General features: G+C 67.9%; 21 protein-coding genes and 1 tRNA gene. 18 read left to right on the top strand and 4 right to left on the bottom strand.

The window, feature by feature from the left end:
• Nucleotides 1-4 precede the first annotated feature (4 nt).
• Together ASV56_RS04025 and ASV56_RS04020 are read right to left on the bottom strand one after the other, a co-directional pair.
• Nucleotides 5-1,102: a polysaccharide biosynthesis/export family protein gene (locus ASV56_RS04025; RefSeq protein WP_172823756.1), complete on the bottom strand. Its 1,098-nt coding sequence runs from the start codon at nt 1,100-1,102 to the stop codon at nt 5-7.
• Between the two features lie 178 nt (nt 1,103-1,280).
• A complete protein-coding gene (locus ASV56_RS04020; protein ID WP_082724727.1) occupies nt 1,281-2,678 on the bottom strand; it encodes a capsule biosynthesis protein in 1,398 nt (465 codons plus the stop codon).
• Nucleotides 2,679-2,904: 226 nt separating this feature from the next.
• On the opposite strand from ASV56_RS04020, the gene ASV56_RS04015 reads away from it, so the two are divergent.
• The 8 genes from ASV56_RS04015 (at nt 2,905) to ASV56_RS03980 (ending at nt 8,800) form a co-directional block, all read left to right on the top strand.
• Entirely contained in the window at nt 2,905-3,498 is a 594-nt protein-coding gene (locus ASV56_RS04015) for a riboflavin synthase (RefSeq protein ID WP_062560881.1), read from the top strand.
• The gene (locus tag ASV56_RS04010) at nt 3,498-4,064 is read left to right on the top strand and encodes a hypothetical protein (protein ID WP_062560880.1); all 567 of its coding nucleotides are present in this window, start codon (nt 3,498-3,500) and stop codon (nt 4,062-4,064) included. Before ASV56_RS04015 ends, ASV56_RS04010 begins: the two co-directional genes overlap by 1 nt.
• Nucleotides 4,054-5,172: a 3,4-dihydroxy-2-butanone-4-phosphate synthase gene (gene ribB, locus ASV56_RS04005; RefSeq protein ID WP_062560879.1), complete on the top strand. Its 1,119-nt coding sequence runs from the start codon at nt 4,054-4,056 to the stop codon at nt 5,170-5,172. Before ASV56_RS04010 ends, ribB begins: the two co-directional genes overlap by 11 nt.
• Nucleotides 5,173-5,176: 4 nt before the next feature.
• On the top strand, nt 5,177-5,728 hold the full coding sequence (locus ASV56_RS04000; RefSeq protein ID WP_062560878.1) for a 6,7-dimethyl-8-ribityllumazine synthase: 552 nt from the start codon (nt 5,177-5,179) through the stop codon (nt 5,726-5,728).
• A 2-nt stretch (nt 5,729-5,730) separates the two neighbouring features.
• Nucleotides 5,731-6,231, top strand: coding sequence for a transcription antitermination factor NusB (nusB, locus tag ASV56_RS03995; RefSeq protein ID WP_062560877.1), 501 nt, complete (start codon nt 5,731-5,733; stop codon nt 6,229-6,231).
• 102 nt (nt 6,232-6,333) lie between these two features.
• The gene (locus ASV56_RS03990; RefSeq protein ID WP_062560876.1) at nt 6,334-6,639 is read left to right on the top strand and encodes a hypothetical protein; all 306 of its coding nucleotides are present in this window, start codon (nt 6,334-6,336) and stop codon (nt 6,637-6,639) included.
• A 420-nt stretch (nt 6,640-7,059) separates the two neighbouring features.
• On the top strand, nt 7,060-7,992 hold the full coding sequence (locus tag ASV56_RS03985; protein ID WP_062560875.1) for a DUF481 domain-containing protein: 933 nt from the start codon (nt 7,060-7,062) through the stop codon (nt 7,990-7,992).
• Nucleotides 7,993-8,320: 328 nt separating this feature from the next.
• On the top strand, nt 8,321-8,800 hold the full coding sequence (locus ASV56_RS03980; protein WP_062560874.1) for an MmcB family DNA repair protein: 480 nt from the start codon (nt 8,321-8,323) through the stop codon (nt 8,798-8,800).
• On the opposite strand, the gene ASV56_RS03975 is transcribed toward ASV56_RS03980, so the two are convergent.
• On the bottom strand, nt 8,781-9,017 hold the full coding sequence (locus ASV56_RS03975) for a DUF6324 family protein (protein WP_062560873.1): 237 nt from the start codon (nt 9,015-9,017) through the stop codon (nt 8,781-8,783). The two genes, ASV56_RS03980 and ASV56_RS03975, sit on opposite strands and share 20 nt — an antisense overlap.
• Before the next feature lie 113 nt (nt 9,018-9,130).
• Here ASV56_RS03975 and ASV56_RS03970 point away from each other — a divergent pair.
• Nucleotides 9,131-9,207, top strand: a tRNA-His gene (locus tag ASV56_RS03970).
• A gap of 32 nt (nt 9,208-9,239) precedes the next feature.
• Nucleotides 9,240-10,250 (top strand): tRNA dihydrouridine(20/20a) synthase DusA, encoded by a 1,011-nt coding sequence (dusA, locus tag ASV56_RS03965; protein WP_062560872.1) that lies wholly within the window; start codon nt 9,240-9,242, stop codon nt 10,248-10,250.
• Here dusA and mazG read toward each other — a convergent pair.
• Entirely contained in the window at nt 10,247-11,089 is an 843-nt protein-coding gene (gene mazG / locus ASV56_RS03960) for a nucleoside triphosphate pyrophosphohydrolase (protein WP_082724726.1), read from the bottom strand. The two genes, dusA and mazG, sit on opposite strands and share 4 nt — an antisense overlap.
• Before the next feature lie 325 nt (nt 11,090-11,414).
• Here mazG and yajC point away from each other — a divergent pair, with 325 nt between their 5' ends.
• The 8 genes from yajC (at nt 11,415) to ccmD (ending at nt 17,004) form a co-directional block, all read left to right on the top strand.
• Nucleotides 11,415-11,747: a preprotein translocase subunit YajC gene (gene yajC / locus ASV56_RS03955; RefSeq protein WP_062560871.1), complete on the top strand. Its 333-nt coding sequence runs from the start codon at nt 11,415-11,417 to the stop codon at nt 11,745-11,747.
• A gap of 17 nt (nt 11,748-11,764) precedes the next feature.
• Entirely contained in the window at nt 11,765-13,429 is a 1,665-nt protein-coding gene (gene secD, locus ASV56_RS03950) for a protein translocase subunit SecD (protein WP_062560870.1), read from the top strand.
• A gap of 12 nt (nt 13,430-13,441) precedes the next feature.
• A complete protein-coding gene (secF, locus tag ASV56_RS03945; RefSeq protein ID WP_062560869.1) occupies nt 13,442-14,437 on the top strand; it encodes a protein translocase subunit SecF in 996 nt (331 codons plus the stop codon).
• Nucleotides 14,437-14,793, top strand: coding sequence for an Mth938-like domain-containing protein (locus tag ASV56_RS03940; RefSeq protein ID WP_062560868.1), 357 nt, complete (start codon nt 14,437-14,439; stop codon nt 14,791-14,793). Before secF ends, ASV56_RS03940 begins: the two co-directional genes overlap by 1 nt.
• Complete coding sequence (gene ccmA / locus ASV56_RS03935; RefSeq protein ID WP_062560867.1) at nt 14,790-15,422, top strand: heme ABC exporter ATP-binding protein CcmA; 633 nt, start codon at nt 14,790-14,792, stop codon at nt 15,420-15,422. The genes ASV56_RS03940 and ccmA overlap by 4 nt, the downstream gene beginning before the upstream one ends.
• Nucleotides 15,419-16,075: a heme exporter protein CcmB gene (gene ccmB, locus ASV56_RS03930; protein ID WP_062560866.1), complete on the top strand. Its 657-nt coding sequence runs from the start codon at nt 15,419-15,421 to the stop codon at nt 16,073-16,075. The genes ccmA and ccmB overlap by 4 nt, the downstream gene beginning before the upstream one ends.
• A gap of 63 nt (nt 16,076-16,138) precedes the next feature.
• A complete protein-coding gene (locus tag ASV56_RS03925) occupies nt 16,139-16,864 on the top strand; it encodes a heme ABC transporter permease (RefSeq protein ID WP_062560865.1) in 726 nt (241 codons plus the stop codon).
• Nucleotides 16,861-17,004, top strand: a complete 144-nt coding sequence (gene ccmD, locus ASV56_RS03920) for a heme exporter protein CcmD (protein WP_062560864.1) — start codon at nt 16,861-16,863, stop codon at nt 17,002-17,004. The genes ASV56_RS03925 and ccmD overlap by 4 nt, the downstream gene beginning before the upstream one ends.
• The last annotated feature ends 8 nt before the right edge of the window (nt 17,005-17,012 follow it).

Raw genomic sequence — 17,012 nt, 5'->3', positions numbered from 1 at the left:
CCGCCTACCGGAACGAGCTGTCCACGGACCCGACCTGGCCGACCGGCGTCAGGATCGAGTTCAGCGTCTTCTGCCACTGCACGAAGGGCGCCTCGGTCACATAGACGGTGTCGCTGTCGCGGATGATGAAGTCGCGGGCCAGGAACATGCCGTCCGGCTTGGTCAGGTCCAGCACATAGGCGACGCGCTGGTTGCCATAGATGTCGTTGCGGCCCAGCACGGCGCGGGCGACCGCCTGCGGCTCGTCGCGCAGGATGAACACGCCCTTGGGATCGGCCAGGGTGGTGCTGAGGCCGCCGACCATGGCCACCGCCTCGATGGCGTTGATCTGCTCATTGCCCAGCGGCACCTTGGTCTGGCCGCCAAGCGCGCCAAGCGCGGTGAAGCTGCGCTCGTCCTCTTCGACCAGGATCACGTCGCCGGGGCGCAGCGCGATGTCGTTGCGGGCGTTGGAGTAGAGGTCGCGCAGCCAGACCTTGCCGCTGGAATTGCCGCGTTTCACGGTCACCACCGCGATCTCGGGCTCGATCGACACGCCGCCGGCCTTGGACAGCATCGAGGACAGCGTCCGGGTCGGACGCTCGATCGGGAAGACGCCCTGCGCGTTCACCTTGCCCATGACCGAGACGGTGGCACCGTCGCCGGCGACGCGCGTCACCATGACCTGCGGATCGGGGGTCTGGCTTTCCAGCTTCTGCGTGATGATGCGGCGCAGCTCATCGGGGCTGTTGCCGGCAGCGCGGATGCGGCCGGCATAGGGCACGAAGATATAGCCCTGGCTGTCCACCTGCAGTTCGGTCAGCGCGGTCGAGCTTTGCCCCATCGAGGCCAGCAGACCGTCATCGACGTTTTCCCAGATCTGCAGGCCCAGCACGTCACCCGGACGCACCTCGTCGGCGCCGACCTGGCCGGCGGCGCGGAAATCCGACGAGAAGCCATAGGCGGGCGAATAGTTCGCGGCGCGGTTCACCCGGTCGTCCACATTCACGATATGGGTGCTGCCGCCCTTTTCCACCGAGCCCGAGATGATCTCGTTCTTGGTCGGGCCCGAACGCGGCAGGCCGCAGGCGGAAACCAGCAGCACCGCGCCCAGAACCGCCATCCGCGCCACGCGCGAGGCCAGAACGCCGGACCGAGGCGCGGCCGGACCACCCGTATGGGCTGAAAAACTGACTTCGATCAAACTGTCACTCCTGTCCACTCGCGCGATTCCCGGATCGCCACGGTCTTTTGCGGCACGTTAGCCTAGCGGGTCCGGGTTTTCCATGTCGTTGGGCGCTTCACTCGTCCTTGTCGCCCATCTGTTGCCGATATTTGCCACGTCCGGCGAAAAGCGCCTGATACGGATCTTCGGGCGCCAGCATCATGTCGACCACGATGCGCAGCGCATGGGCGCGCGAGCGGGCGGCGTAATAGCCCCCCGGCACCTGGCTGCTTTCCAGCAGGAAGTCGCGGTAGCGGCGATAGGCCACGGCCCTGGGCGGGCGCGGATCGTGCAGGAATTCTCCGAGGCTCTGGTCCGAGACGAGGCCGGGCTTGTCGAAGACCGCGCGGCCCATCGCCTTGACCGGCAGGCCGCGCCACAGCGCCTGCTGCGCCGCGGTCGAATTCACCGTCACCGCCGAACGCGCCTGGTTCAAAAGCCGCGCCAGCTTGCCGCCGCGCACGAAATGCACCCGTTCGGCGATCCCCAGCGCCAGCGCGCGGTCCTGGATGGCCTGGCGGATGCCGCCGCGGCCATCCTCGAGCGGGTGGGCCTTGAACACGATATGGTGGTGGCGCGGCGCCGAGCGGGCGAATTCGGTCAGAAGCTCGTCGGTGAATTCCGCCATGCGGGCATAGGGCGAATGGGCGACGAAGTTCGAATCGTGTTCGAGCTGCATCAGCACCAGCACATAGGGAAAGCCACCGCGCCGCACCGCCCCGGCCTCGCGCATCCGCGCCAGCGCGTCGAAGGGCGTCAGCAGGAAGCGGCGCAGGTTCAGCCGGAATTCCTGGAACACCCCGATCTGGCGATGCGTGCGATAGCCGGGATAGCGCTGGTTCGCCGCCAGCACGAAGAAATGGTAAAGCGCGCCATAGAACTTGTGCTGGCGCATGTCGCCCCAATGCGCGGGCGGGCGGTTCATTTCCCCGATGCGGTTGCGCAGCGCATTGCGCATCTCGCGCAGGGGGATGCGCATCAGCGCGGAATGGCCGTTCGAGCCGCCGCGTTCATAGGTGATCCAGAACGGGCGCAGATAGCCCTCTTCGAAGACATGCATCACCAAGTCGTGGCGCTGCGCCGCGGCGCGCGCGGCGGCATGGATCGGCCGCACGTCGCCATAGAGCACGATGTCGGTCACGCCCTTTTCGGCGATGATCCGGTCCAGGTGGTCGGCCCATTCCTCGGGCGCGCCGTGGTGGCGGATCAGATGCGCGGGATCCGACCAGAAGAATTCGTCGCCGGCGTTGAAGCTGACGCGCCAGACCTGGGCGCCGGTGTCGCGCAAGAGCGCGCCGACGCGGTCGAAGAACGGGCCATGCGGGCCTTGCAGCATCAGGAACACCCGCCTTGCGGCGGGCAGGGCGGCGGTCGAGGGCACCGCCGACAGCAACCGCCCGGTGGCATCCGGGTGTTTGCTGCCCTGCGGGCGGGGTTGCGGCGCGGGGTCGCGCACGGTGCGGCTTGCGGTCATGGTCTCCAGCCGGTCAGGCTAGGGGTTGCGAACGAAACGGGGTTGAACTGGTTGTTTCAGGCGGACGCGCCACCGGGACCTGCATGCCCCGATTGCACCAAAAACCCGCGCTTGTCACGGGCTTTCCCGATTCTCGCTTAACGCCGGTTAACCGCTGTTGCGGCTTTGCTTGAAGATCGCGCGCCAAGGCTCTAGTTCTCGGGCAGCGGAAAACAAGGAGGCGCCGATGTTTACCGGCATCATCACCGATATCGGCGAAGTTTCGCGCGTCGAGATGCGCGGCGACATGCGGGCGCGGATCGCCTGCCATTACGCCATGGAGGGCGTCGATCTGGGCGCCTCGATCGCCTGCGACGGCGTCTGCCTGACCGTGGTCGAAAAGGGCCCCGACTGGTTCGACGTCGACATCTCGGCCGAGACGCTGTCCAGGACCAATATCGGCGCCAACGGCTGGGAGGCCGGCAAGCGGCTGAACCTGGAACGCGCGCTGCGGGTGGGCGACGAGCTGGGCGGGCACATCGTCTCGGGCCATGTCGATGGCGTCGCGGTCATCGAGGAAATGCATGACGAGGGCGACAGCACCCGCATCCGGTTCCGCGCGCCCGATGCGCTGGCCCGCTTCATCGCTCCCAAGGGCTCGGTGGCGCTGAACGGCACCTCGCTGACGGTGAACGAGGTCGAGGGCACCGCCTTCGGCGTGAACCTGATCCCGCATACCCAGGCCGTCACCACCTGGGGCCGGGCGCAGGTCGGCGATGCGGTGAACCTCGAGATCGACACGCTGGCGCGCTATGTCGCGCGGCTGGCCGAGGCGGGCTGATGGCCGGCATCGGCCATAACCGCGGGCCGGGCCAGGCCAGCGGCTTTCGCGCCCATTGCTGGCGCCTGGCCCGGCGCGAGCTTCTGGGCGAGCGCCTGCCGGTCGAGGTGGTGCGCATGCGGGTACGGCGGGCGCACGAACTGGGCCTCGATTACAAGACCTATGCCGGGGTGCGGGCGACGACCGGGCGCGACCTGGTGGCCTTTCTCTATTCCAGCAATGCGCTGGGGGTGTTTCGCCCCGGCCAGCCGGTCGGCGCGCGCGAGCGCGCCCGCATCGCGGCCAGCGGCGCCGTGCCGCATCTGGGTTGCGGCCCGGGCCTTGCGCCCGAGGCGCTGCGGGTGCAGATCGGGGCGCATTCGGTGCAGGACCTGCCGCATTTCGGCGCCAGCTGGTCGGCGATGCGCGACAGGATGAAGGCCTGGCTGCGGGCGCAGGGCCTGCCCGGGGATGCGGTGCTGATGATCGGCGAGACCGAGCATGAGCGCGAAATGATGGCGGCCGGCGGGCTGGCGGGTTTCCTTGCCGGTCAGCGGTTCTTTGCAGGAGTTGCGGATGCAGTATGAAAAGCCCGGTGCGGTCGAGCGGGACTGGTCGGTGGCGATCTCGCCGACCGAGGAGATCATCAACGAGGCCCGCAACGGCCGCATGTTCATCCTGGTCGACCACGAGGACCGCGAGAACGAGGGCGACCTGGTGATCCCGGCGCAGATGGCGACGCCCGACGCGGTCAATTTCATGGCCACCCACGGCCGCGGGCTGATCTGCCTGTCCATGCCCGGCGCGCGCATCGATGCGCTGGGGCTGCCGCTGATGAGCTCCAAGAACTCTAGCCGGCACGAGACCGCCTTCACCATGTCGATCGAGGCGCGCGAGGGCGTGACCACCGGCATCTCGGCCCATGACCGCGCCCATACCATCGCGGTTGCCATCGACCCGACCAAGGGCGCGGCCGATATCGCCACGCCGGGCCATATCTTCCCGCTGCGCGCCCGTGAAGGCGGCGTGCTGGTCCGCGCCGGCCACACCGAGGCCGCGGTCGATATCTCGCGCCTGGCCGGGCTGAACCCGGCGGGGGTGATCTGCGAGATCATGAACGAGGACGGCACCATGGCGCGGCTGCCGGACCTGGTGGCCTTCGCGCAGAAGCACGGGCTGAAGATCGGCACCATCAGCGACCTGATCGCCTATCGCCGCCGCCACGACAACCTGATCGCGGAACGCGGCCAGCGCGCGGTAAGCTCGGTCCATGGCGGCGACTGGATGATGCGCATCTTTGCCGACGAGACCTCGGGCGCCGAGCATATCGTGCTGACCAAGGGCGATCTGACCGCGCCCGGCCCGGTGCTGGTGCGCATGCATGTGCTGGACCCGCTGCACGACGTGCTGGGCATCGGCCGGGCCGAGGCGGGCACGCTGGGCGCCGCCATGTCGGCCATCGCCGGCGAGGGCAGGGGCGTCGTGGTGCTGTTCCGCGACCTCGAGCCGCGCCTGCCGCGCCAGGACGAGGTCAGCACGCACGTCCTGCGCCAATACGGGCTCGGCGCGCAGATCCTGTCGGCGCTGGGGCTGTCGGAACTGGTGCTCTTGACGAATTCGGCTCCGGTCAAGGTCGTCGGGCTTGACGCCTACGGTCTTTCGATCCATTCCACGCGCTCGATTCCGAAAGAGTGACGCAATGGCCGCCAGCATCGAACATTACCAACTGCCGCTGCCCCGCCTGGACGGCGCGCGGCTGCTGATCGTGGTCGCGCCCTATTACCGGCAGATCGCCGAGGCGCTGATCGCGGGGGCACGGCAGGTCGCGACCGATGCTGGCGCCACGGTGGACCTGGTCGAGGTGCCGGGCGCGCTGGAGGTGCCGACCGCCATCGGCCTTGCCGCGGCGCGCGGGCTCTATGACGGCTATGTCGCGCTGGGTTGCGTGATCCGGGGCGAGACGACGCATTACGATACGGTCTGCAACGACAGCTCGCGCGGCATCACCCTGTTGGGGCTGCAGGGCCATTGCATCGGCAACGGCATCCTGACGGTCGAGAATTACGAACAGGCTGCGGTCCGCGCCGATCCGGCGACCCAGAACAAGGGCGGTGGCGCGGCGGCGGCGGCGCTGCACCTGATCGCGCTGAAACGCGGCTGGGACCGGCAATCGCCGCGCGGCGACGCCCCCGGCGGCGCCCGCGACGTGATCCGCCTGGCCGGCGAGATCGACGGACCGAGGGGCGCCTGACCATGACCGACAAGAAAAGCCCCGCCGACCGCAATGCCGACCGCGCCGCCCGCCAGGCGCGTGCCGCCGCCGCCCGGCTTTATGCCGTGCAGGCGCTGTTCCAGATGGAGGCCGCCGGCACGTCCGCCGACCGCGTCCAGCGCGAATTCCTGAACTGGCGCATCGGCCGCGAAGGCGAGGACGACGATATCGTCTCGGCCGAAGCCGATGACGCGCTGTTTGCCCGCATCGTCGACGACGCCGTCGCCTGGCAGGCGAAGATCGACCAGATGACCGACCGGGCGCTGGTGGCGAAATGGCCGATCGACCGCATCGACCCGGTGCTGCGCTCGGTCTTTCGCGCCGCCGGGGCCGAGCTGGTGACGCCGAAGACGCCGCCCAAGGTGGTCATCACCGAATACGTCCGCCTGGCCCAGGCTTTCTTTGCCGAGGGGCGCGAGTCGAAATTCGTCAACGCCGTGCTCGACCACATGGCCCGCGAGGCGCGCCCGGACGCCTTCTGAGGGCCGCCCGCCGCGGACATTGTGACGCGCCGCGCATTTTCGGCTTCGGAAACGCCGGCCTTGGCGCTAGGATGGGCCGTCCCACCCCGCACGGAGAATGGCATGCCCAGGCTGGTCCGGCTCTATATCCTCAGCATCGCCATCGGCTTCGTGCTGGCGCTCGCCTTTACCGGGCTGCTTCTGGCGCTGGACGTGGCATCGCTGCGCCATCTGGTCTTTGCCACCCGCGGCGGCTGGATCGCCGTGCTGATGCTGGTCGTCTTCCACACCGTCCTGTTTTCCGGCGTGCAGTTCGGCATCCGCATCATGCTGATGGCCGGCGGCGATGGCCCGCATGGCGGCAGGCGCCGCCCCTCGCGCGTCCGCATCCCGGCGCTTGCTGCGGCGGCAGCGCCCAGCAAACGCTAGGCGCCCTCACGCCAGGATGACATTTTTGCGCCAGGACTGTGGACCTGGCGCAACAATTCCCGAGACGGGGCAGCGAAAATTCGCTGCCCTTTTTTTGTGCAATCCGCTCTGCGACCGAGGATGTTACCACCCGTTAACCTTTCGTGAGCGCGACGGTGTCGTCCTACCTTCTGAAACTTGTGGATAAAGTTCGTTACAACCAAGCGGCGATTTGGTTTCATCACGATTTCAGCTGGTCCAATTTCCGCCGATGGCCGGGTTCCCTGCTATTTTCACGTTTTTGGGAGATCGGTTCACGTTTCCGGCCCCTCTTTATCCACCGGGTGGCTGGTTCTACCTCTGATGCAGCAGAGATGCTCGTGGTGCCGGAAGGCCGGGGCCACGGACACGGAACACGGTTCGGGAAAAGGACTGATCACGATGAAAACCCTTGCCTACCTCGCCGGCGCCACCGCCCTGGCTGCCTCCTTCGCGGCTCCTGCCTTTGCGCAGTCGGAAACCTCGGCCGGGGCCAATGCCGTCGGCATCACCCAAGTCAACGAAGACATGCGCGATGTCGAACGCGACGTCCGCGACGATTTCGCCCGTTCGGAAGACGCCTATCGCTTCGGCAATCCCGACCAGCGCCAAGGCACCTTCGGCTCGGTCGCGCTCAGCTACACCGGCTCGACCGGCAACAGCGAAAACCAGGACTTCAACCTGTCGGGCCGCCTGTCGCACAACCAGGGCCAGTTCTCGCAGTCGGTCGGTATCCTGCTGGAATACGGCGACAACAACGCCGGCAACAAGGACACCGAAAAGACCTATGTGATCTATGAAGGCATGTACAACTTCAACGATCGCTTCTATGGCTTCGCCCTGGGCCGCCTGGCCACCGACGCGCTGGCCGGCGACCCGATCAGCCTGTCCGACGGCGAAACCTTCGACTCGCTTGACGGCCGGCTGAAGCGTGACGCCTATTTCGGCGTCGGCCCGGGCTACCGCGTGATCAACACCGACACCACCGCCTGGCGCGTGCAGGCCGCCGTCGGCGTGCGCTACACCAAGGCCGTGGTCGCGACCGAAGATCCGCTGGACCCGCTGGACGGCACCATCGACTACGACTCGGATACCGATGTCGGTTACCTGCTGTCGTCGCGGTTCTACCACCGCATCAACGACAACTTCTTCGTGACCAACGACACCGACTATCTGACCTCGGACGCGAACGACACGATCACGAACGAACTGGGTCTGAACTTCAAGATGACCGAAGCCTTCGCGACTCGCGTGTCCTACAAGACCGAATACGTCTCGGACCGCAACATCCGCACCGACAACACGCTGGGCGTGTCGCTGGTCTACGGCTTCTAAGTCTTTCCCCTCTCTCTCGTGACAACGGGGGCGGCCTTCGGGCCGTCCCTTTTCGTTTCCGAGGGGAGGGAAAGGCGGCGGGAACCGCAGCAACCGTGGCAGCGCTAGTTTCCCCGAAAGCCTGGATGTCCAGGTGGGAGCCGGATAACGGGACCAGGGCCCCGACAGAGCCAGCCCCCTCGGTGAAATTATAGGCCAGTGGAAAAAGAGGCCACACACGAGAAGAGCAGAAACCCGCCTGCGCCGAAAATAGGCGCCCGCGCCCCGCATCGCAAGGGCCGGCGGGGCCGGGCTTGCAAGATGTTGCCGTTTCGTTCATGGTTCGGCCATGTCACAGCAGCCCAGCGACGCCCAAACCGAGATCCTGCCCGCCAAGCCCGGCCAGCGCCTGCAGCGCGGCGTCGCGCGGATGCTGACCGGACTGGGCCACGCCGCGCTTTGCGAATTCGTGCCCGTGGGCGGGTTGCGGGTCGACGTGATCTCGATCTCGCCCAAGGGCGAGATCTGGGTGGTCGAATGCAAGAGCTGCCGGGCCGATTTCACCGGCGACCGCAAGTGGCAGGGCTATCTGGAGTTCTGCGACCGCTTCTTCTGGGCGGTGGATACCGATTTCCCCGACGAATTGCTGCCGCAGGGCTCGGGGCTGATCCGTGCCGACAGCTGGGGCGCGGAGCTTTTGCGCATGGCGCCCGAATCGCGGTTGGCGGCGGCGCGGCGCTCGCGGCTCTTGCGCGACATCGCCCGGGTCTCGGCCGGCCGGCTCTTGTCGCTGACCGACCCGATGGGGGTCAGCGGCGCGGCTTTCTAGGCTTCTCGCCCTTGCCGGCGCCCGGAGAGGGCGCGCCCATGCTGCGCGCCGCCTCGGCGGCGGCCAGCAGTTCCTCGGCGATTTCCTCGGCTTCCTCGGGGTCGAAATCCAGCGGCAGGTCCACGCCCTCGGCCTCGACATAGATGCGGACCATGCCGCGGTCGGTGGGGCCGATCTGAAGATTCGCCGCGATTTCGCTTTCGCTGTTGATGCTCATGCTGCTCTCCTGCCGGCTGGCGCTTGGGTGCGGAATTTTTCCTTAACGCGCCTGTCAAAAACCGGCAAGTCGGGCTTGCGCAGCCGGGGCGCTGGCGATAGATACGCGCCTGTGCCGCCTTAGCTCAGCTGGTTAGAGCGCTAGATTGTGGATCTAGAGGTCCCCCGTTCGAGCCGGGGAGGCGGTACCACCGAAATCACCCCCGAAAGCAGCGCATATATCATGGTCCCGGTCCAGAAACATGGCATCGTGGAGGCGGCCCGGCTTTCCGTCGCCCCGATGATGGACTGGACCGATAGCCTGTGCCGGCGCGTCCACCGGCTGCTGTCGCGCCGCGCGCTGCTTTACACCGAGATGGTGACCGCCCCGGCGCTGGTCTTCGGCGACCGGGCGAAACTGCTGGATTTCGACGCGACCGAGCATCCGCTGGCGCTGCAGCTCGGCGGCTCGGACCCGGGCCAGCTGGCCGAGGCCGCGCGCATCGGCGCCGATTGGGGTTATGACGAGATCAACCTGAACGTCGGCTGCCCCAGCGACCGCGTGCAATCGGGCTGTTTCGGCGCCGTGCTGATGACCCGGCCCGAACTGGTCGCGGAATGCGTCGCGGCGATGATCGCCGCGAGCCCGGTCGAGGTGACGGTGAAATGCCGCATCGGCGTCGACGACCAGATCCCCGAAGAGGTGCTGCCGGCCTTCATCGCCCGCATGCGCGAGGCGGGCGTGCGCCGGCTGACCATCCATGCCCGCAAGGCTTGGCTGCAGGGCCTGTCCCCGCGCGAGAACCGCGAGATCCCGCCGCTGGACTATCCGCTGGTGCAGCGCATGAAACAGGCGTTTCCCGAGCTGCACCTGTCGATCAACGGCGGCATTGCCAGCCTCGACACGATGCGCGAGCAGCTTCGGGTCATGGACGGGGTCATGGTGGGCCGCGCCGCCTATCACCAGCCCTGGGACATGCTGGGACAGGCCGACCTGCTGTGGGACGAGACGCCACCCTTCGCCGACCCGCTGGACGCGGCCGCCGCGCTGCGCGAACTGGTCGAGGCGCATCTGGCCGCGGGCGGGCGGCTGCACCAGGTCACGCGGCACATGCTGGGCCTGTTCCACGGCCGGCCCGGCGCGCGCGGCTGGCGCCGGCAACTTTCCGAAGGCGCCTCGCGCGCCCGCACCCCGGCCGAGGCGCTGGCGGTCTATGATGCCGCCCTGGCCGAAGTCGCCGCGCCGGCGGCCTAGGCCCGCTCGGCGGCTTTCGCCCGATCCCACAGCGCGTCCATCTCGGCCAGGTCGCTGTCCTCGGGGCGGCGGCCCTCGGCGGCCAGCGCGGCCTCGATGGACTGAAAGCGGCGGGTGAACTTGGCATTGGCGCCGCGCAGCCCCTCCTCGGGGTCGATCTTCAGGTGCCGGGCCAGATTCGCCATCACGAACATCAGGTCGCCGAACTCCTCGGTCAAATGCGCGTGATCGACGCTGTCCCGGGCCTCGACCAGTTCGCGGGTCTCCTCGGCGAGCTTCACGAGCACATCCTCGGGACCGGGCCAATCGAAGCCGACGCGGGCGGCGCGGTTTTGCAGCTTCACGGCACGGGTCAGGCCGGGAAGCCCCAGCGCCACCCCGTCCAGCACGCCCCTTTCCGCCTTGGCGGCGCGCTCCCTGGCCTTGATCGCCTCCCAGTCGCGGACCTGCTGCTCGGCGGATTTGTCGCGGGATTCGTCGCCGAAGATATGCGGATGGCGGTCGATCATCTTGGCGGTGACCTTGTCGACCACGTCGGCAAATGCGAACAGCCCCGCCTCCTCGGCCATGCGGGCGTGAAACACCACCTGCAAGAGCAGATCGCCCAGCTCGCCCGGCAATTCGTCCCAGGCCTCGCGGGCAATGGCGTCGGCGACCTCATGCGCCTCCTCGATCGTATAGGGCGCGATCGAGGCGAAATCCTGTTCGATGTCCCAGGGGCAGCCGGTCTGAGGGTCGCGCAGCGCCGCCATGATCGCCAGCAGCCGGTCGATACCGGTCCTGTCGTCCGCCTCTTGCACCAAGGCCGGATGGATCACCGGCGCCTTGTCGTCAGCCATTGTCGCCACCTCTCGCAGAACATGCCTGCCAGCCCTGCCACAGGGGCGCCCCCATGTCCACGCAAAGGGGGCTCTGCCCCCTCGTCGCTGCGCTCCTCACCCCCGGGATATTTCCACAAGAAAGAAAGCCGGATGGACTGCGCGATTTCTTTCTTGTCCAAATATCCTGGGGGAGCGCGGAACGCGCGGGGGCAAAGCCCCCTTTCGCGCGACGAATGGCGGCTTTGTCATGTCCCGCTTTCTTGCCATCCCGACGGGCCGCGGATAGGGTGCGCGCCAATTCCGCCGGGGGAGTGCCCGGAGAACTCAGGACAGGAAAGACTCGATGTTCGTGACCCCCGCATTCGCCCAAGCCGCCGGCGCCCCTTCTGCCGGTGCCAGCATCGCCTCTTTCGCGCCGCTGATCCTGATCTTCGTCATCATGTATTTCCTGATGATCCGCCCGCAGCAGAAGCGCATGAAGGAACATCGCGCCATGGTCGAGGCGCTGAAGAAGGGTGACGAGGTCGTGACCCAAGGCGGTCTGGTCGGCAAGGTCACCGCCGTGCGCGACACCGAGCTCGAGGTCGAGATCGCGCCGGGCGTCAAGGTCCGCGTCATCCGTTCGACCGTGACCGGGCTGGTGAACCGCACCCAGCCCGCCGCCGCCAACAGCTGAAGGCCGCAAGCACCGCCATGCTGGACATCCCTTTCTGGAAGCGTCTGCTGATCCTCGGCCTGGTCGCCGTCGGTCTGCTCTATGCCGCCCCGAACCTGTTCTACAACCGGGTCGAGCAGCATAACGACGCCATCGCCGCCGCCGAACGCAACGGGTTCGAAAGCCCCGAGGAGGCCCAGGCCCGGGCCGGCTGGCCGGGCATCCTGCCCTCGGGTCTGGTCAACCTCGGTCTCGACCTGCGCGGCGGTGCCCACCTGCTGGGCGAGGTGCATGTCCAGGACGTCTACAAGGCGCGCATGGACGGCATCTGGCCGGAACTGCGCGATGCGCTGGTCGCGCAGCGCGACGTGGTCGGCGCCGTGCGCCGCGTGCAGGCCGAGGACGGCCAGCTCGCGGTCGAGATCGGCAATGCCGACCAGATGCCCAAGGCGGTCGAGATCGCCCGCGGCCTCGCCACCCCCGTCACCTCGCTGACCGGCGCCGGGCAGAGCGACATCGCCGTCTCGGCCCAGGGCAACCGGCTGATCGTGCAGCTGTCGGATGCCGAAAGGGCCGCCACCGACGACCGCACCGTGCAGCAGTCGCTGGAGATCATCCGGCGCCGCATCGACGAGGTCGGCACGCGCGAGCCGACCATCGCCCGCCAGGGCAAGGACCGCATCCTGATCCAAGTGCCCGGCATCGGCTCGGCCGAGGAGCTGAAGCAGCTGATCGGCACCACCGCCAAGCTGACCTTCAACCCGGTGGTCAGCCGCACCGCCGATGCCAATGCCCGGCCCGGACCCGGCAACGTGCTGCTGCCCTCGATGGACGAGCCGGGGGTGTTCTACGTCATCGAGGACAGCCCCGTCGTCAGCGGCGAGGATCTGACCAACGCCCAGCCGAGCTTCGACCAGAACGGCCAGCCGGCGGTCGATTTCCGCTTCGGCCCCTCGGGCGCCAAGCGCTTCGGGGCCTATACCTCGGCCAATATCGGCCAGCCCTTCGCCATCGTGCTGGACAACCAGGTGATTTCGGCGCCGGTGATCCGGCAGGCGATCACCACTGGCTCGGGCCAGATCTCGGGCTCGATGGACGTCGATGCCTCGACCCGGCTTGCCGTGCTGCTGCGCGCGGGCGCCTTGCCCGCGAAGATGAGCTTCCTGGAAGAGCGCACCATCGGCCCGGAACTGGGCCAGGATTCGATCGACGCCGGCCGGCTGAGCTCGGTCATCGCGACGGCCGCGGTGGTGGCCTATATGGTCGCGAGCTACGGGCTGTTCGGGGTCTTCGCCTCGGTCGCGGTCATCATCAACGTCATCCTGATCCTGGCGGTCATGTCGATGATGGGCGCCACGCTGACGCTGCCCGGCATCGCCGGCATCGTGCTGACCGTGGGCACGGCGGTAGACGCCAACGTCATCATCTACGAACGCATCCGCGAGGAATTGCGCGCCGGCAAGCGCATCGTGAAGGCCATCGACGACGGCTTCGGCGAGGCGATGTCGGCGATCATCGATGCCAACGTCACCTCGTTCATCGCGGCCATGGTCATGTTCTTCCTGGGCTCCGGCCCGGTCAAGGGCTTTGCCGTGACGCTGACCATCGGCCTGGTCACATCGGTCTTTACCGCCATCTATCTGACGCGGCTGATGATCCTGTTCTGGCTGGAATGGCGCAAACCGAAGCAACTGGTTCTGTAAGGGGGCAGAAACATGGCATTCCGTCTGAAACTGGTCCCCGAAGTCACGAACTTCAACTTCTTCCGCTGGCAGTGGCTGACCTTCGGCATTTCGGCCGTGGCCATGGTGGCCTCGCTGGTCGTCGTGCTGGTCATGGGGCTGAACTTCGGCATCGACTTCAAGGGCGGCACCACCATCCGCACCGAAAGCAGCACCGCCTTCGAGGTCGGCGACTATCGCCAGGCGCTCGACGAGCTCGACCTGGGCGAGATCGCCATCACCGAGGTCTTCGACCCGAGCTTCGGCACCGAGAAGCATGTCGCGATGATCCGCATCGGCACCACCGACGCCACCGGCTCGGTCACGCCCGAACAGCTGAACCAGGTCGAGGCGGCGCTGAAGACCGTCGATCCGCAGGTCCGCTTCGCCGCGGTGGAATCGGTCGGGCCCAAGGTCTCGGGTGAGCTCATCAAGACGGCATTCTACGCCGTGGGCGCGGCGACCCTTGCGATCATGGCCTATATCTGGCTGCGTTTCGAATGGCAGTTCGCGCTGGGGGCCGTGGTCTCGATCGTGCATGACGTGCTGCTGACGGTCGGCATCTTCTCGCTGTTCCAGCTGAAGTTCGACCTGACCACCATCGCGGCGCTGCTGACCACGCTGGGCTATTCGGTCAACGACACGGTCGTGGTCTTTGACCGGCTGCGCGAGAACCTGATCAAGTTCAAGTCCATGCCGCTGATCGACGTGATGAACCTGACCGTCAACGAGACGCTGTCGCGCACGGTGATGACGGCGGTGACCACGGCGCTGGCGCTTGGCGCGATGATGATCTTCGGCGGCGACGTGATCCGCGGCTTCGTCTTCGCCATGCTCTGGGGCGTCTTCGTCGGCGCCTATTCCACGGTCTATGTCGCCAAGAACATCGTGCTGTGGCTGGGCGTCAAGCGCGACTGGACCAAGCCCGGCGCGAAGAAGGAACAGGCCCCGGGCGAGGACATCCCGGCCGCCTTCCGGGACGCGCCCTGATGGCGGTGATGACACCGACCGAATTTTCGGGGGCCGTGCCGGTGGACGGCTACGGCCCCGGCTTTTTCCGGGTCGGCGGCACGGTGCATCGCGGCGCCGTCATCGTCACGCCCGAGGGCGTGCGGCCCTGGGGCGGGCTCGAGGACGCCGCGGCGCTGCTGGCGCTGGCCGGTTCGGTCGACGTGCTGTTCCTGGGCATGGGGGCCGAGATCGCCTTTCCGCCGCGCGCGCTGACCCAGGCGCTCGAGGCGGCGGGGGTCATGGCCGAGCCGATGAGCTCGCCCTCGGCCGCGCGCAGCTACAACGTGACGCTGGCCGAGGGCCGGCGCGTCGCCTGCGCGCTGATCCCGCTATGAGCCTGCTCGCCGTCCGCGAGCTTGCCGTGGCGCGGGGCGGGCTGCGCGCCGTCGAGAACCTGTCCTTCGCCGTCGAACCCGGGCAGGTGCTGGTGCTGCGCGGCCCGAACGGCATCGGCAAGACCACGCTTCTGCGCACGCTGGCCGGGTTGCAGCCGGCCGTGGCCGGCACGGTCGAGGCCGCGCCCGAGACCATGGCCTATGCCGGCCATGCCGACGGGCTGAAGCCGGCGCTGAGCGTGACCGAGAACCTGGCGTTCTGGGCCGAGGTCTTTGGTCGGCGCGACATTGCCCCGGCGCTGGCGGCGATGAACCTGCGCGACCTGGCGGCGCGGCCGGCGCATGCGCTGTCGGCCGGGCAGAAGCGCCGGCTGGGGCTGGCGCGGCTGATGGTCACCGGCCGGCCGGTCTGGCTTCTGGACGAGCCCACGGTATCGCTGGACCGTGATTCGGTGGCGCTGTTCGCGGCCATGCTGCGCGCCCATCTGGGGCAGGGCGGCGCGGCGCTGATCGCCACCCATATCGACCTGGGCCTGCCCGAGGCCGTGGCCCTGGACCTGACCCCGTTCCGCGCCGGGCCGGCGCGGCGCGACACCCGCCCGGCCGGCTTCAACGAGGCTTTCGCATGAAGGCGCTGCTCTTGCGCGACCTGCGTCTGGCGACCCGCGCCGGCGGCGGCTTCGGCCTGGCGCTGGCGTTCTTCCTGATTACCTGCACGCTGGTGCCCTTTGGCGTCGGCCCCGAGGGCGGCACGCTTGCGCGCATCGCGCCGGGCATCCTGTGGGTGGGCGCGCTGCTCTCGTGCCTCTTGTCGCTCGACCGCATCTTCGCGCTGGATTTCGAGGACGGCAGCCTCGACCTGCTCGCCACCGCGCCGCTGCCGCTGGAGGGTGCGGTCGCGGCCAAGGCCTGCGCGCATTGGCTGGTGACCGGCCTGCCGCTGGCCCTGGCGGCGCCGGTCTTCGCGCTGCTTCTGCACCTACCCGGGCCGGCCTATCCTTGGCTGGTGGTCTCGCTGCTGATCGGCACGCCGGCGCTGTCGATGCTGGGCGCCTTCGGCGCGGCGGTGACGGTCGGGCTGCGCCGCGGCGGCCTGCTGATGTCGCTCCTGGTGTTGCCGCTTTACGTGCCGACGCTGATCTTCGGCGCCGAGGCGGTGCGGCGCGGCGCCGCGGGCGGCGATCCGCTGCCGGCGCTGATCTTCCTGGCCGGAGTCACGCTCGGCGTGCTGGCGCTGGTGCCCTTCGCGGCCGCGGCGGCGCTGCGGGTCAATCTGCGGTGATCGGGCCCGGGCTGCGACCGAAGCGCACTTGAGCGAAAAGCGGGCACGGGCTAGGGAGAAGCCATGTCGATCTGGGAATATGCCAACCCCGTCAAGTTCATGCGCACCTCGGGCGCGATCCTGCCCTATGCGGTGGCAGGGGCGGCGCTTTGCACCGTCTCGGGGCTGGTCTGGGGCTTCCTGACGCCGCAGGACTACAAGCAGGGCGCCACGGTCAAGATCATCTTCCTGCATGTGCCGGCGGCGCTGATGGCGATCAATATCTGGCTGATGATGCTGGTCACCTCGCTGATCTGGCTGGTCCGGCGCCACCATGTCAGCGCGCTGGCCGCCAAGGCGGCGGCGCCGGTCGGCGCGGTGATGACGCTGATCGCGCTGATCACCGGGGCGATCTGGGGTCAGCCGATGTGGGGCACCTGGTGGGAATGGGATCCGCGGCTGACCTCGTTCCTGATCCTGTTCCTGTTCTATCTCGGCTATATCGCGCTTTGGGCAGCGGTCGAGAATCCCGACAGCGCCGCCGACCTGACCGGCGTGCTGTGCCTTGTCGGCTCGGTCTTCGCGCTGCTGTCGCGCTATGCGGTGAATTTCTGGAACCAGGGCCTGCACCAGGGCGCCTCGCTGTCCTTGGCGCCGGGCGAGCGGATGTCCGCGGTCTACAAATACCCGCTGTACCTGTCGATGCTGGGTTTTTTCCTTTTGTTCCTGGCGCTTTTGCTGGTCCGTACCCGGACCGAGATCCGCCGCCGCCGCCTGGCCGCGCTGCTGGCAAGGGAGATGCGCGCATGATCGAGCTGGGCAAATATGCCGGGACCGTGCTGGCCGCCTATGGCATCAGCCTGGCGCTGCTGGTGGGCGTCATCGTCCAGAGCGTGCTGGCCAATGCCCGTGCCCGCCGCGAATTGCAGGAGCATGAACGCCGTGGCTAAGGTCTCGC

Origin of the sequence: Paracoccus aminovorans (assembly GCF_001546115.1) — a bacterium.
In the GTDB taxonomy this organism is placed as follows: domain Bacteria; phylum Pseudomonadota; class Alphaproteobacteria; order Rhodobacterales; family Rhodobacteraceae; genus Paracoccus; species Paracoccus aminovorans_B.
The sequence above is the reverse complement of the archived record's forward strand: the minus strand, read 5'-3'. Positions and strand labels throughout refer to the sequence as shown.